The sequence below is a fragment of the Actinoplanes sp. 13 genome (genome assembly GCF_056134165.1).
In genome coordinates, this window is the sequence record NZ_JBVYOQ010000032.1 from 13,088 (window position 1) to 27,595 (window position 14,508).

The window sequence follows — 14,508 nt, forward strand, 5'->3', positions numbered from 1 at the left end:
ACCGGCGCGTCAGCCGGCGGTGAGGCGCACCCCGCCGCCGGCCCGCTTGGCCTGATACATGGCCGCGTCGGCGTCACGCATCAGGGCGCCGAACTCGGTGGCGTGCTCCGGGAAGAGCGCGACCCCGACGCTCGCGCCGATCCTGATCTCCTGGCCCTCGATGTCGAACGGCTCGCGCAGCCGCTCGCAGATCCGCTGACCGGCCCGGACCGCGGCCGCCTCGTCCGGGTTGCCGGTGAGCAGCACCGAGAACTCGTCGCCGCCGAGGCGCGCGACCAGGTCGGGGCTGCGGACGGTGCCCTGCAGGCGCTTCGCCACCAGCTGCAGCAGCACGTCGCCGGCGTGGTGACCGACCGTGTCGTTGACCTGCTTGAAGCCGTTCAGGTCGAGCAGCAGCAGGGCTACCCGGGTGCCGGTGGCGGCGGCGATCTCGACCGCGTCGCCGGCCCGGTCCAGCAGGTGCTTGCGGTTCGGCAGCCCGGTGAGCGAGTCGTGGAACGCCTGGTGGGTGAGTTCGTCGACGTGCCGCCGGGCGATCTGCCGCATCCGGGCGCTGTCCATGATCAGCGCGCCTTCGACAGCCAGTTGCTGGGCCAGGATGCGGTCGCGGGCGCTCCACTCGCGGGCGCCGCTGGAGTCGCCGCACATCACCATGCCGACCGGCCCGGAACCGGACATCAAGGGCAGGGCGATGAATGATCGTACGCCGATGGTCTGCGCGAAGCCGCCGGCCCGGATCTTGGCCGTGGCCACGTCGCCGACCATCAGCGGCTCGCCCGAGTCGATGGAGGTGCGCCAGACCGGTGACTCGGCGGCGGGCCTGCCCAGCAGGTTGTCGACCAGGCTCTGCCGGGTCTCCGGCGGGATGCCGACGCCGTGGACGTACCGGATCCGGCCGTCCGGGTCGATCAGGTGCAGGCCGGCGTGCTCGGTGCGGAACGCGGTGGCGCAGGACCGGGCGAGCAGTTCGGCGGCCGACTCCACGTCGTCCGCGTTCATCCCCTGCTCGAACAGCTCCCGGATGGTCGCGCTGCTGTGCGCGACGAACTGCCGCTGCTTCTCCGCGGCGAGGCCCTGCAGGGTGGTGGCGAAGTGCAGGGCCACCGTCGAGATGGTGTCGTCGCGCAGGTCGGCCAGCGCGCTGCCGGTCAGCAGCAGGACGCCGACTGTCTGCCCGCCGATGCGGAGCCGGATCGCCATCTGCTCACCGTTGACCACCGGCTTGCCGCCGGCCGGAGCGCGGAACACCTTGCCGGCGACCAGATGGTCGCGCCGGCCACGCTCGCCGAGCTGGGCGGTCGCCGTCATCATGCCGGTCTCCGAGTCGAGCTCGAAGACCGTGGCGGCGGTCAGCCCGGCGAACTCCTGCAGGTGCGGTCCGGTCAGGTCGAGCACGTGCTGCACCGAGGGCGTGTCCTTGGTCATGAACGCGACCAGCTCGGCCAGCAGGAGGGCCTGCCGGTCCGGAGTCACGTCCAGCTCGCCGGGGCCCGCGACATCGGATCCGGCTGTGTGCACACCACTGCCCACGCTCATGGTCCTAGTGGTCGGCACCTCGGCGGCGCGCTTGAGCCGCCGTGACCGGGGACGCGGTCACAATCCGGGTGCACCACAGTCACCCACCCGCAACCCGCGTGTGAAGTCGGGGTCGGATGTGAGCCGCAACTTCACACGCTGGTGGTCGTCCGTGGTGGCGGCCGTCTGTGACAGCACTGCAGCGAGGTCAGTGTGTGAAGTGGGGTCGGATGTGAGCCGCAACGTCACACGCCGGTGGTCGTCCGTGGTGGCGTCCGGCTGGACGGCGTCGGGCACGGTGATCAGGCCGAACGCGCCTCTCGCCGCGAGGTTGTGGCACGTCGGCGGCGGCGTGAACTCTTGGTTGCCCGGGTGTTTCCGGATCATTGCTTTGGGAGCGCTCCCATGTAATGCTGTCCACATCGGCCAACGATCCCCACCGATGTGTTGGCCGCCGTTCCCTCGGCGCTCACCCGCGCCTCCCCCGTCTCGAGGAGTGTCATGAGACCCTTCCCCACCCGTGCCCGGGCGCTTGCGGTGGCTGCCGCCGTGAGCGTCGTGGCCGGCGCCGGTGCCATCGCCGTGGCGAACAGCGCAAGTGCTGCGGCCGGCTGTCGAGTCAATTACAGCGTCAACCAGTGGAGCACCGGCTTCACCGGCAACGTCACGGTCACCAACCTGGGTGACGCGATCAGCGGCGGCTGGACGCTGACCTGGGCGTTCCCGGGCAACCAGCAGGTCACCCAGGGCTGGAGCTCGGAGATCAGCCAGTCCGGGCAGAACGTCACCGTGAGGAACGCGTCCTGGGCCGCTTCGCTGCCGACCAACGGCACGGCGAACTTCGGCTTCAACGCGAACTACTCCGGGACGAACACCGCGCCGAGCAGCTTCACGCTGAACGGTACGGTCTGCACCGGCAGCGTGCCGAGCGGCTCCCCGTCGGGTTCGCCCTCCGGCTCCCCGTCGGGTTCGCCCTCGGGTTCGCCGTCCACCTCGCCCTCCACGCCCACGGACCCGGGCACCAAGGTCGACAACCCCTACGCCGGGGCACGCGGCTACGTGAACTCGGAGTGGAAGGCCAAGGCCGAGTCGGTCGCCGGCGGCAACCGGGTCTCCAACAACCCGACCGCTGTCTGGATCGACCGGATCGCCGCCATCAACGGCACCACCGGCAGCAGCTCCAACGGCTCGATGGGCGTGCGTGACCACCTGGACGCGGCTCTGGCGCAGGGCGCCGGCTACATCCAGTTCGTCATCTACAACCTGCCCGGCCGGGACTGCGCGGCGCTCGCCTCCAACGGTGAGCTCGGCGTGAACGACCTGCCGAAGTACAAGACCGACTACATCGACCCGATCGCGGCGATCCAGGGCGACGCGAAGTACCGCAGCCTGCGGATCATCAACATCGTCGAGATCGACTCGCTGCCGAACCTGATCACGAACGTCGGCAGCAACGCCGGCGCCACGGCCACCTGCGACACGATGAAGGCCAACGGCGGCTACGTGCAGGGCATCGGTTACGCCCTGCAGAAGCTCGGCGCCCTCGCCAACACGTACAACTACGTGGACGCCGCGCACCACGGCTGGATCGGCTGGGACTCGAACTTCAACCCGACCGCCGACATCATGCTCGAGGCCGCCCGCGCCTCCGGCAACGTCCGCAACGTGACCGGCTTCATCACCAACACGGCCAACTACTCGGCCCTGCGGGAGACCAACTTCAACATCGGCACCTCGGTGAACGGCACCTCGGTGCGGCAGTCGAAGTGGGTCGACTGGAACCAGTACGTGGACGAGCTCACGTTCGCCCAGGCCTTCCGTACCCGGCTGGTGTCCATCGGCTTCGATCCCAACATCGGCATGCTGATCGACACCTCTCGCAACGGCTGGGGCGGCGCGGCCCGGCCCACCGCTCCGAGCAGCGCGACCAACGTCGACACGTTCGTGAACGAGTCCCGCATCGACCGCCGGATCCACGCCGGCAACTGGTGCAACCAGTCCGGCGCCGGCCTCGGCGAGCGCCCGACCGCGGCTCCGGCCCCCGGTATCGACGCCTACGTCTGGGTCAAGCCCCCGGGCGAGTCGGACGGTTCCAGCCGCCTCATCGACAACGACGAGGGCAAGGGCTTCGACCGGATGTGCGACCCGACCTACACCGGTAACGCCCGTAACGGCAACAGCCTGTCCGGCGCGCTGCCCGACGCCCCGATCTCGGGCGCCTGGTTCCCCGCGCAGTTCGCTCAGCTGATGCAGAACGCCTACCCGGCGCTCTGACCAGCTGAACCCAGCACGGCAGGAAAGCAAGTGAGCACCTGAAGCAACCGGCAACCGGCCGGCGCCCCGCACGGGCGCCGGCCGGTTGTGCGTTGGCCCACCACTATTGCAATACGAGTGAATCGTAACCTACGGTTGCGGTGCACCGACAAGAAGCGGGGAGGCCGGCATGGCGAAGATATGGCGTCTGATCAGGTCCGCGACGCGCTACGAGCTGCGGCTCTGGGCCGCGCTGTTCCGCTGGATCGCGCGACGTCCCGTCCCGGTCGAGCCGGGCACCCTGCCCTTCGGCTACGTGGGGGCGGTCAAGATGATCCTGGGTGCCCTGGTGGCCGTCTCCGTCGTGGAGATCCCGATCCTGCACCTGATGATCCCGTGGGACCCGGTGCGGATCGCGCTGCTGGCCGCCGGCGTCTACGGCCTGATCTGGATGATCGGTCTCGCCGCCACGATGACGGTCCACCCGCACCTGGTCGGGCCGGCCGGCCTGCGCATCCGCAACAGCATCAGCCTCGACCTGCCGCTCGCCTGGGACGCCGTCGCGTCGATCGAGGTGCGGCGCCGCTCGATGCCGCCCGGCGGCCAGACCCAGCTGGAGGACGGCGTGCTCTCGCTCGGGATGGCGAGTCAGACCAGCATCGACGTGCGGCTGGCCGAGCCGATCGTGGTGCCGGTCCGCAAGACCCGCGGCGAGCCGGTTGGGGTGATCCGGTTCCACGCCGACGACCCGGAGGCCCTGGTCGAGGCCGCCCGGACCCACCTGACCGCGGTGCGCGCCACCTGAACCCGGCGGGATCCGGCAGATCCGAGAAAGGTCTAGCGGGGCGTGCCGGGCATCGTGTAGAAGCCGGTCGGCAGCGCCTCCGCCGCCTCCCGGGCCTGCCGGGCGCGGGCCCGGATGCGCAGCAGCAGGAGCAGGCCGAGGAAGACGAACACCCCGCCGACGATCAGCCCGGTGCCGAGCAGCGAGCTCTCCTGGGACGCCAGGGCCGTGTCGGCGCCCTCCCGATCGTCCGTGCCGTCGTTGCCGGCGGCGGCCGGCGGCGCCCCGGTCTCCCCGGCGTCCTCCTCCGGGTCCGCGGTGGGCGGCGCGGCCTCTTCCGACGGCTCGGCTGCCACCGGTTCGCCGCCCTCCACCTCGGCGCCCGCGCCGCCGGTGCTGAGCAGCCGGTCACGGACGTCGAACGCCTGGGCCTCGAACTGCACGTCGTCGGCATCCGGGCCGTCGAACGCGATCTCCCAACGGCCGGTCACGGTACGGCCACGGCACAGCAGGCCCGGGTCGAGCCGATCGTCGAGGAACCGCGTGGTGACCTCGACGGTGCTGGTGCTGACCGGGAACTCGCGTTCCTCCTCGATCCGGGTGACCTCGATCTGCTCCGGGGCGATGCCGGTGTGCACCAGCAACGCCCACCGGACCTTGCGGCACTGCCTGTTCTGCGACGTCACCACCGCGGTGACCGTCCTGGTGTTCGCCCCGGCGGTGAACGTGTCCGGCGCCTCCACCCGGACGCTGAATCCCGGCTCGTCAGCGACGGCCGGCACCTTCCATGCCGTGCTCACCACGGCGCCGGCGAGCATCGCGCCGGTCAGTGCAGCAATCCGGTTACGCATGGTGACCCCCCTCCCGCCTTGCATGGATCCGCACTACTTAGTTCGCCGGCGAGGGGAGAATGGTTCAGCCGGTGGTCCGCGTCACTCTCCGGCGCAACTTAATTCTTCCTTAGGCATGCTCACCCTCTGGCGTCGCCGCAGGTCAAGCGCCTTGTGCGAAACGTAGCCGCGCGGCTACGCAAAAAGTTTCGACGGCGTTCATCCGTTCCGGGGCCGCCTGCGTAATCCGGGGAGGACACGGACCGTGGTGCGGCAGGGGAAAGCAGAGCCACGGATCGGGTTCGGCAGAGCTTGAGCGCGGGGTGTTCCCCACGAACATCAGCGTCCCACCGCCCACGGGACGTGACCGCACCAAGGAAAACGAGGAGTCAATGGCCCGGTCGAAGAACAACCAGCGTGCCGCCGCCACTCGGGTGGCAGTCGACGTCGAATCCACCGGAACACGTCCGGCGTCGAGAACCGCGGTTATCCTGCTCATCCTGAGCGTCCTGGCCGCGGTCTGGGCCGTCGCGATGATGACCAGGCCCGGCCGTGTCGCGTACTACTACTTCTTCATCTACGCCGAGTACTTCATGGGTGTCATCAGCCTGGTGGCGCTCTCGATCACGATCATGGTTGGCCTGGTCGCCACCGACCGGCTGGTGCTCAGCATCCGTCAGCGCGTCCTGCTCCAGTCCGCGCACCGCACCACCGGCATCGTGGCCGTCTCGGCCCTGTTCATGCACGTCTGGACGAAGTACGCCGAGAATCACATCGGCCTGATCGACGTGTTCGTCCCGTTCCTCTACGACGGGCTGAACAAGTACTACGTCGGGTTCGGCACCATCTCCGGCTGGATCATGGTGCTGGTGATGTGGAGCGGGATCGCCCGGTCCCGGTTCATCGACCTCGGGAAGCCGTGGATGTGGCGCAGCATCCACGCCGTGTCGTACCTGATGTGGCCGATCGCGCTGGTCCACGGCCTCTCGGCCGGCCGCCCGGCGGCCACCTGGGTCACCGTCAGCTATGTCGTCTGCGTGCTGGGCGTCGTGGCCGGCCTGCTCGTCCGTCTGTCGGTCAGCCTGAACCGGAAGAAGGACTTCGCGTCCCCGGCCGGTGTCGGCGCCGGCGGCGGCAAGTCGAGCGAACTCGGCAAGCTGGTGCCGACCAGCGCCACGCCGATCCGCCGCCCGGCACGCCGTCCGGAGCCCGCGGCGGATCTGCTCGCCCCGGCCGGCCCGGCCGCGGACGGCTGGATCCCCCAGGCGCCGCCGATCCCGCCGGCCCGTCCGGTCAGCCCGGCCCCGATGGCGGCCCGCCCGCCGGCTCCGGTGGAGGTGGACGACTACCCGCCGCCCCGTGTCCGCCGGCAGCCGGAGCTGGAGGCCCCGGCACCCCGGCAGCGCCGTGCCGCCGAGGACGACGACCGCTACGACACCTCGACGCGGGCCATCTCGCGGCGTGCCGTCGAGGAGGAGCGCTACCGGTACGACGACGAGCCCGCTCCGCGAGCCCGGGGTGGCCGGTCCCAGGAGATGTACGACGACGGCCCGCGCCGTGGTCGCCGCTTCGACGACGACGAGGACCCGCGGGAGACCACGGGCAGCCGGATGCGCCGCGACGACCTGGAGACGACCGGCACGCGGATGCGCCGGGACGACCTCGAGACGACCGGGTCCCGGGCACGCTGGGAGGACCCCGAGGTCACCGGCACGCGGATGCGGCGGGACGACCCGGAGACCACCGGCACGCGGATGCACCGTTACGCCGAGGAGGAGCCGGCCCCGCGTTCACGCCGCCGTGAGCCCGAGTACGACGACGTCCCCCGCGGGAGCCGTGCCGACGACGGTTACGACGACGTGCCGCGCCCGCGTGGCCGGTACGCCGACGACGAGGAGGACCGCGCAGGCCGCTCCGCCCGGTACGACGAGCCGCCGCGCCGCGCCGAGGGCCGGCGGGCGAGCCGCAGCCAGTTCGTCGACCTCGCGGCCGACGGCTACGTGGACGACACCCCGACCCTGGTCGACGCGGCGCCGCGCCGGTCGCGCCGGGCGGCCGAGCCGGACGACACCTGGACCGGCGGCCGCCGGAGCCGGGGCGCCCGGGACGAGGACGACGCGTACTTCTCCCAGCTGCGCGGTGACGTTAGGGACGTGAATTGAGCACCGCACAGGTTCCACCCGTCACTTCGATCGGCACGCCGAGGATCACCGCCGGCTTCGACGAGTACGGCCGGCTCGACCTGCTCGCCCACCAGGAGGTGCACGGCGGGTTCGCCGCACTGAGCTCGGGCGAGCTGGTCGGCCTGGCCGACCGGATCGAGCTGCGCGGCCGCGGTGGAGCGGGCTTCCCGTTCGCCCGCAAGGTCCGCGCGGTGATCGACTCCTGCCGCCGGCAGGAGTTGCCCCCGGTCATCGTGGTCAACGCGACCGAGGGTGAGCCGCCGTCGTGGAAGGACAAGGCGGTCCTCACCCGTGGCCCGCACCTGATCCTGGACGGCGCGGCGCTGGCCGCCGCCGCCCTGGACGCCGAGGAGATCGTCATCGGCATCGCCGACGACGGCGTCGGCCAGAGTTCCATCACGGCGGCGCTCGCCGAGCGCAAGATGCCTTGCCCGACCCGGATCGTCACGGTGCCGCACCGGTTCATCTCCGGTGAGGGCGGCGCGCTGGTCCGCGGCATCAACGGCGAGGCGCACATCCCGCCCGGGCGCAAGGTCCGGTCCAGCGACAACGGCGTGATGGGGCTGCCCACCCTGCTGTCCAACGCGGAGACCTTCTCGCAGCTGGCGATCGCGGCCCGGCTCGGGCCGTGGGAGTACAACTCGGTCGGCATCCCGGAGGAGCCCGGCACGGTCATGCTGACCGTCGGCGGCTCGGCGACCGCGCCCGCGGTGGTCGAGGCGCCCACCGGCACCCCGCTCATGGAGGTGCTGGAGATGTGCGGGGCCGACCTCGGCCCGGGCCTGCTGGTGGGCGGGTACCACGGCAAGTGGGTCAGCGCCGAGGCGGCACGGACGATCACGATCTCGCGGAAGGGCTTCGCGAAGGTCGGCGGCACGCTCGGCGCGGGCATACTGATCCCGATCGGCTCGAAGACCTGCCCGCTCGGTGAGGTCGCCCAGGTCGTGCAATACCTGGCCGGCGAGTCGGCGGGCCAGTGCGGCCCGTGCCGGATGGGCCTGCCCGACCTGGCCCGGGCGGTCACCCTGGTCTCGCTCGGCGGCAGCGCGCTGGAGAACGTGCGGCAGGCGGCCGGCATGGTCAAGGGCCGCGGGGCGTGCAGCCACCCGGACGGCACCTCCCGGTTCGCGCTCTCCGCGATGGAGGTGTTCCACAAGGACGTGGAGGCGCACGCCAACGGCGACGGCTGCGGCAAGCCGGTGCGCGGCCTGTTGCCGCTGCCGTACACCGCGGAGAAGGGCGCACGGAAGCTGGCCCTGGACTGGTCGCGGTGCGACGGCCACGGCCTCTGCTCGGCGGTCGCGCCCGAGATCATCCGGCTGGACCAGAACGGCTTCCCGGCGTTCCCCCAGACGCCGCTGCCGCCGTGGCTGGAGAACGGCGCCCGCAAGGCGGTCAACGTGTGCCCCGCGCTGGCACTGCGGCTCACCGAACCGACGACGACGACGAAATGAGCTGAGCCATGATCACCGGTCCGCGGCGGCGCGCCTCACGCGTACCCCAGCTGTTGGCTCTGCTGCTCGCCACCGCGCTCGCCGCGACCGGATGCACCCGGCTCGACCAGCCGTCGGCCGCGGCGCCGGCGGCGCCCTCGGCCACCGCGACCGGCACCCCGGTCGCGCTGACCTTCACCGGCAAGACGCTGGACGGGGCCGCGTTCGACGCGGCCTCGCTGGCCGGTAAGCCGGCCCTGCTCTGGTTCTGGGCGCCGTGGTGCGCCACCTGCGCGAGCGAGGCGCAGTCGGTGGGGGACATCCACGACGAGTACGAGGACCGGCTGGGCATCCTCGGGGTCGGCGGGCTGGGCACCACCGACGCGATGCACGAGTTCGTGCGGGACCTCGAGATCGGCGACGTCCCGCACCTGGACGACGCGGCCGGCAAGATCTGGCAGCGGTTCGGGATCGCGCAGCAGAGCTGGTACGTGCTGATCGATCCGGCGGGGAGCATCGTGTACCGGGGTTACCTGGATGATCTCCAGCTGACCGAGAAGGTGCGCGAGCTCACCGCCTGACCGCGTCAGCCTGACCGTATTAGAACGTGGTGGGCGGGGTGGTCGCGGCCGACCAGTCGGTCTTCTCGGCCGGCATCAGGATCCAGAGCAGCGGATAGATCAGGATCTGGCTGCCGGGGACCACGAAGAGGATCAGCACGAACAGCAACCGGGCGATCCACGGGTCGATGCCGAAGCGGCGTCCGAGCCCCGCGCAGACCCCGGCCACCATCCGGCCGTCCTGCGGGCGGACCAGGCCCTGCCGGGCCATCGAGTCGTGCACGGCGTTCATGGTGGGTCTCGCTCTCATCCGTCGGCGGCTCTTCGCGGTGAAGAACCGGTGACTCCATCGTGACCGCTGGTGACCGTCGCGCCTATCCGGCGATGCCCGGAGCCGACCCCTGGATCGGACTCCGGGATGACCGGGAGGCTGGGTTAGCATTCCGGGACTCGCCGGGGTGTCGGGTTCCACCACCGGGCCTGGTCGGGCAGCGACGGCGCCCGATACAGTGCCAGCGGCGGGCGGTACGGGGGGCACTAGCATGGTCGATGGCACATTGCCGGGTGAGCGGACGCAGCCACTGCGCCCGCGCGACCCGCGCGCCCTCGGCGATTACGAGTTGGTCGGCCGTCTCGGCGAGGGCGGCATGGGCACGGTCTACCTCGCGCGGACGGCGGGGGGCGTGCTGGTCGCGGTCAAGATGGTCCGCGCCGACCTGGCCCACGACGACGAGTTCCGGCGCCGCTTCCGCAGCGAGGTGAACCGGGCCCGGCAGGTGCCGCCGTTCTGCACCGCCGAGGTCCTCGACGCCGATCCCGATCACGAGTCGCCCTACCTCGTGGTGGAGTACGTGGACGGCCCCACCCTGGCCGAGGTGGTCGAGGAGCGGGGCCCGCTGACCAAGTCCAACCTGCACGGCGTGGCGATCGGGGTGGCCACCGCGCTGACCGCGATCCACGGCGCCGGCGTGATCCACCGCGATCTCAAGCCGCGCAACGTGCTGCTGGCGCCGGGCAGCCCCAAGGTGATCGACTTCGGTATCGCCCGGGCCATGGAGGCGACCAGCGGCAACACCCGGACCGACCAGATGGTCGGCACGGTGGCGTACATGGCGCCGGAGCGTTTCGGCTCGGACCCGGAGCAGCCGGTGACCCCGGCCGCCGACGTGTTCGCCTGGGGCAGCGTCGTGGCGTTCGCGGGCACCGGGAGGACGCCGTTCCACGCCGACTCGCCGCCGGCCATGGCGGCGCGCATCCTCACCCAGCCGCCCACCCTGGACGGGCTCAGCGGCTCGCTGCGCGAGTTGGTCGGGCACGCGCTGGAGAAGGACCCGGCCAACCGGCCCACCGCCCGCGAACTGCTCGACCTGCTGATCTCCGGTGACCGGCCGGCGGCGGCCGCGGCGGCCCTGGCCGACCAGCCGGCGTTGCGTGCGGCGGCGGTGGAGGCGCAGGCCGTCACCGGGCTGGCCCCGGCGCAGCCGGACGGCCCGACCACCGCGCTGATGCTGGACATCCCGCATGGCCTGGTCGGTTACGACGAGAACTCGATCGTCACGGTGCCGATCTCGGCGCCGCCGGGCGGTAAGCTTCCCGGTCCGCCGCCGCCGGAGTCGGCCCGCCGCTGGGTGCTGCCCGCCGCGGTGGCGTTCCTGATCATGGCGGTGGTGGCCGGCGCGGTGATGCTGGCCCTGTCGTTGCGCCCGCCCGGCGGCATCGCGACCCCGCCGGAGGCCGCTGGGTCGCCGTCGGTGCCACCGACACCCGCGAACGCACCGCGACTGTCCGATCCGCTGCGCAAGGACTTCCTCTGGCAGCCGTCCGAACAGGTCGGCCAGGGCAATTGCTTCTTCGAGGACGCCCTGGTGGCCCGCCGCGACACCGAGGGCACCTTCAAGTGCCGGGGGCCGCAGGACCTGGTGCCCGCCGACATGCGGGCCGACGTCGGGGTCCGGCTGCTCACCCCGATGAGCTGCGCCACCGTCTGGTTCCGCAACGTCGGTCACACCGGTTATCAGCTCCGCGTCTGTGAACGCAACATCTACCTCGGCGTGCACTACACCGGTGGCCGGGTCACCGTCACCAAGACGATGCCGCTGTCCGACCAGCCGATCGCGCTCGGCACCACGGCCACTGTCAGCCTGCGCGTGAAGGGCGACAGCGTGCAGGTGAGCCGGGACGGCGTGGTCGTCGGCACGGCGCCACTGACGGAGAAGGCACTCAAGTCGGGAAAGCTGATGCTCGGGGTCTTCTGCGAGGTGAACGCGCCGAAGGACGGGCCGTACTCGGTGGCCTTCACCGACCTCAACGTCTGGGATCTCTAGAAGACGATGGCCCCGGGCGGTCGCCCGGGGCCATCGTGTCGTGTCGATGCTCAGTCGCGGGTGAGGCCGGCCCGGCGCAGCGCGTCGGCCATCGCGCTGTTCGCGATGCTGCCGCCGCTCTGGCCGCCCCGCTGGCCGCCGCCCTGCCGGGGCTGGCCCTGCCGCTGGCCGCCCTGCCCGCCCTGGCCGCCGCGCTGGCCGCCCTGCCCGCCCTGGCCGCCGCGCTGGCCGCCCTGCCCGCGCTGGCCACCCTGGCCGCCCTGGCCACCCCGCTGGCCACCCTGGCCGCCCTGGCCACCCCGCTGGCCACCCTGGCGGCCCTGGTCAGCTTGGCCGCCGCCCGGCCGTGCGCCGCCGCGGTCGTCGCGGTCGCGGCCGCCGGCCCGCTTGGGCTCGTCGGACAGGCGCATCGTCAGCGAGATCCGCTTGCGGTTCTCGTCCACCTCCAGGACGCGGACCTTCACCACGTCACCGGACTTGACCACCTCGCGCGGGTCCTGCACGAACTTCTCGGACAGCGCCGAGACGTGCACGAGGCCGTCCTGGTGCACCCCGATGTCGACGAACGCGCCGAACGCCGCCACGTTGGTGACCACGCCCTCCAGGATCATGCCCGGCTTCAGGTCGGCGAGCTTCTCGACGCCCTCCGCGAAGGTGGCGGTGGTGAACGCCGGGCGCGGGTCGCGGCCCGGCTTCTCCAGCTCCTTGAGGATGTCGGTGATGGTCGGCAGGCCGACCGCGTCGGTCACGAACTTCTCCGGGCGCAGCGCCCGCAGCAGCGGGCTGTTGCCGATCAGCGTCCTGATGTCGGCGCCGGCGTCGGCTGCGATGGTGCGGACCACCGGGTACGACTCGGGGTGCACGCTGGAGAAGTCGAGCGGGTCCTCGCCGCCTGCGATCCGCAGGAAGCCGGCACACTGCTCGAAGGCCTTCGGCCCCAGCCGGGGCACCTTCTTGATCTCGTTGCGGTTCTTGAACGGGCCGTTCTGGTCGCGGTGCATCACGATGTTCTCGGCCAGGCCCGCGGTGATCCCGGAGACCCGGGTGAGCAGCGGCGCCGAGGCGGTGTTCACGTCCACGCCGACGCCGTTCACACAGTCCTCCACGACCGCGTCCAGCGACCGGGCCAGCTTCACCTCGGAGATGTCGTGCTGGTACTGCCCGACGCCGATCGAGCGCGGGTCGATCTTCACGAGCTCGGCGAGCGGGTCCTGCAGGCGGCGGGCGATGGAGACCGCGCCGCGCAGCGAGACGTCCATGCCGGGCAGCTCCTGCGAGGCGTACGCCGAGGCGGAGTAGACCGACGCGCCCGCCTCGGACACCATCACCTTGGTGAGTTTGGCCTCCGGGTGCCGCTTGATCAGGTCGGTGGCCAGCCGGTCGGTCTCCCGGGAGGCGGTGCCGTTGCCGATCGCGATCAGCTCGACCTGGTGCTTGGAGGCGAGCGCGGCCAGCCGGTGGATCGACTCGTCCCACTTGTTCTGCGGGACGTGCGGATAGATCGTGTCGGTCGCGACCACCTTGCCGGTCGCGTCGACCACGGCCACCTTGACGCCGGTGCGGAAACCCGGGTCCAGGCCCATCGTGGTGCGGGTGCCGGCCGGGGCGGCCAGCAGCAGGTCGCGCAGGTTGGCGGCGAAGACCCGGACCGCCTCCTCCTCGGCCGCCTCGCGCAGCCGCACCCGAAGGTCGGCGCCGAGGTGGATGAGGATCCGGGTGCGCCACGCCCAGCGGACCGTGTCGATCAGCCACTTGTCGCCGGGCCGGCCCTGGTTGCTGATGCCGTTGCGCCCGGCGATGCGCCCCTCGAAGTACCCCTCGTCCTCCTCGGGGTGCGGCTCCATGGTGAGTTCGAGGACGTCCTCCTTCTCGCCGCGGAGCATGGCCAGGATGCGGTGCGAGGGGAGCTTGGCGTACGGCTCGGCGAAGTCGAAGTAGTCGGCGAACTTGGCGCCGTCGTTCTGCTTGCCGTCGCGCACCTTGGCGACCAGCCGGCCCCGCTTCCACATCTGCTCGCGCAGTTCGCCGATCAGGTCGGCGTCCTCGGCGAAGCGCTCGATCAGGATGGCCCGGGCGCCGTCCAGCGCCGCGGCCGCGTCGGCCACGTTCTTCTCGGCGTCCACGAAGCCCTCAGCGGCCGCTCGCGGGTCCACCGAGGGGTCACCCAGGAGCTGGTCGGCCAACGGCTCCAGGCCGGCCTCACGGGCGATCTGGGCCTTGGTCCGGCGCTTCGGCTTGAACGGCAGGTAGATGTCCTCGAGGCGGGCCTTGGTGTCGGCCTCGAGGATCTGCTGCTCGAGCGCGTCGTCCAGCTTGCCCTGGGAGCGGATCGACTCCAGCACCGCGGTCCGGCGCTCCTCCAGCTCCCGCAGATAACCCAGGCGCTCCTCGAGCGTGCGCAGCTGGGCGTCGTCGAGCGTGCCGGTCACCTCCTTGCGGTAGCGGGCGATGAACGGCACCGTCGCCCCGCCGTCGAGCAGCTCGACCGCGGCGGTGACCTGCCCTTCCCGAACCCCGAGCTCCGAGGCGATGCGCTGATGGATTGCTGTCGTCACGCCGACGATTGTTACCGAGACCGCCGGACGTTGTCGCGCCGCCCCGCAGGGCCGCGGGCCGAAGCTCACCC

At 71.6% G+C, this 14,508-nt stretch carries 10 protein-coding genes; 6 read left to right on the forward strand and 4 right to left on the reverse strand.

Annotation, left to right across the window (positions count from 1 at the left end; translation table 11 throughout):
* Positions 1 to 9: 9 nt before the first annotated feature.
* Positions 10 to 1,536 carry a diguanylate cyclase domain-containing protein gene (locus tag AC0NH5_RS36700; RefSeq protein ID WP_474411879.1) on the reverse strand — a complete coding sequence of 509 codons (1,527 nt, stop codon included), beginning with the start codon at positions 1,534 to 1,536 and terminating at the stop codon, positions 10 to 12.
* Positions 1,537 to 2,016: 480 nt separating this feature from the next.
* Between AC0NH5_RS36700 and AC0NH5_RS36705 the strand changes: the two genes are divergently transcribed.
* Both AC0NH5_RS36705 and AC0NH5_RS36710 read left to right on the forward strand, forming a co-directional pair.
* Entirely contained in the window at positions 2,017 to 3,789 is a 1,773-nt protein-coding gene (locus AC0NH5_RS36705; RefSeq protein ID WP_474411881.1) for a glycoside hydrolase family 6 protein, read from the forward strand.
* Between the two features lie 169 nt (positions 3,790 to 3,958).
* Positions 3,959 to 4,573 carry a PH domain-containing protein gene (locus tag AC0NH5_RS36710; protein ID WP_474411883.1) on the forward strand — a complete coding sequence of 205 codons (615 nt, stop codon included), beginning with the start codon at positions 3,959 to 3,961 and terminating at the stop codon, positions 4,571 to 4,573.
* Between the two features lie 32 nt (positions 4,574 to 4,605).
* On the opposite strand, the gene AC0NH5_RS36715 is transcribed toward AC0NH5_RS36710, so the two are convergent.
* Complete coding sequence (locus AC0NH5_RS36715; protein WP_474411884.1) at positions 4,606 to 5,403, reverse strand: hypothetical protein; 798 nt, start codon at positions 5,401 to 5,403, stop codon at positions 4,606 to 4,608.
* A gap of 371 nt (positions 5,404 to 5,774) precedes the next feature.
* Between AC0NH5_RS36715 and AC0NH5_RS36720 the strand changes: the two genes are divergently transcribed.
* The 3 genes from AC0NH5_RS36720 to AC0NH5_RS36730 are packed head-to-tail and all read left to right on the forward strand — an operon-like array spanning position 5,775 to position 9,579.
* Positions 5,775 to 7,544, forward strand: coding sequence for a translation initiation factor III (locus tag AC0NH5_RS36720; RefSeq protein ID WP_474411885.1), 1,770 nt, complete (start codon positions 5,775 to 5,777; stop codon positions 7,542 to 7,544).
* The gene (locus tag AC0NH5_RS36725; protein WP_474411887.1) at positions 7,541 to 9,019 is read left to right on the forward strand and encodes an NADH-ubiquinone oxidoreductase-F iron-sulfur binding region domain-containing protein; all 1,479 of its coding nucleotides are present in this window, start codon (positions 7,541 to 7,543) and stop codon (positions 9,017 to 9,019) included. The genes AC0NH5_RS36720 and AC0NH5_RS36725 overlap by 4 nt, the downstream gene beginning before the upstream one ends.
* Positions 9,020 to 9,027: 8 nt before the next feature.
* Positions 9,028 to 9,579 carry a redoxin domain-containing protein gene (locus tag AC0NH5_RS36730; RefSeq protein ID WP_474411889.1) on the forward strand — a complete coding sequence of 184 codons (552 nt, stop codon included), beginning with the start codon at positions 9,028 to 9,030 and terminating at the stop codon, positions 9,577 to 9,579.
* A 19-nt stretch (positions 9,580 to 9,598) separates the two neighbouring features.
* Here the strand turns inward: AC0NH5_RS36730 and AC0NH5_RS36735 are convergent, their stop codons facing one another.
* On the reverse strand, positions 9,599 to 9,868 hold the full coding sequence (locus tag AC0NH5_RS36735; RefSeq protein ID WP_474411891.1) for a PspC domain-containing protein: 270 nt from the start codon (positions 9,866 to 9,868) through the stop codon (positions 9,599 to 9,601).
* A gap of 232 nt (positions 9,869 to 10,100) precedes the next feature.
* Between AC0NH5_RS36735 and AC0NH5_RS36740 the strand changes: the two genes are divergently transcribed.
* Complete coding sequence (locus tag AC0NH5_RS36740) at positions 10,101 to 11,882, forward strand: serine/threonine protein kinase (RefSeq protein WP_474411893.1); 1,782 nt, start codon at positions 10,101 to 10,103, stop codon at positions 11,880 to 11,882.
* A gap of 50 nt (positions 11,883 to 11,932) precedes the next feature.
* On the opposite strand, the gene AC0NH5_RS36745 is transcribed toward AC0NH5_RS36740, so the two are convergent.
* The gene (locus tag AC0NH5_RS36745; RefSeq protein WP_474411895.1) at positions 11,933 to 14,437 is read right to left on the reverse strand and encodes a Tex family protein; all 2,505 of its coding nucleotides are present in this window, start codon (positions 14,435 to 14,437) and stop codon (positions 11,933 to 11,935) included.
* Between the last annotated feature and the right edge of the window lie 71 nt (positions 14,438 to 14,508).

What these genes read in the sequence shown, in the direction of transcription:
- AC0NH5_RS36700 (WP_474411879.1), bottom strand. Translation starts at nt 1,536, where the DNA reads ATGAGCGTGGGCAGTGGTGTGCACACAGCCGGATCCGATGTCGCGGGC.
- AC0NH5_RS36705 (WP_474411881.1), top strand. Translation starts at nt 2,017, where the DNA reads ATGAGACCCTTCCCCACCCGTGCCCGGGCGCTTGCGGTGGCTGCCGCC.
- AC0NH5_RS36710 (WP_474411883.1), top strand. Translation starts at nt 3,959, where the DNA reads ATGGCGAAGATATGGCGTCTGATCAGGTCCGCGACGCGCTACGAGCTG.
- AC0NH5_RS36715 (WP_474411884.1), bottom strand. Translation starts at nt 5,403, where the DNA reads ATGCGTAACCGGATTGCTGCACTGACCGGCGCGATGCTCGCCGGCGCC.
- AC0NH5_RS36720 (WP_474411885.1), top strand. Translation starts at nt 5,775, where the DNA reads ATGGCCCGGTCGAAGAACAACCAGCGTGCCGCCGCCACTCGGGTGGCA.
- AC0NH5_RS36730 (WP_474411889.1), top strand. Translation starts at nt 9,028, where the DNA reads ATGATCACCGGTCCGCGGCGGCGCGCCTCACGCGTACCCCAGCTGTTG.
- AC0NH5_RS36735 (WP_474411891.1), bottom strand. Translation starts at nt 9,868, where the DNA reads ATGAGAGCGAGACCCACCATGAACGCCGTGCACGACTCGATGGCCCGG.
- AC0NH5_RS36740 (WP_474411893.1), top strand. Translation starts at nt 10,101, where the DNA reads ATGGTCGATGGCACATTGCCGGGTGAGCGGACGCAGCCACTGCGCCCG.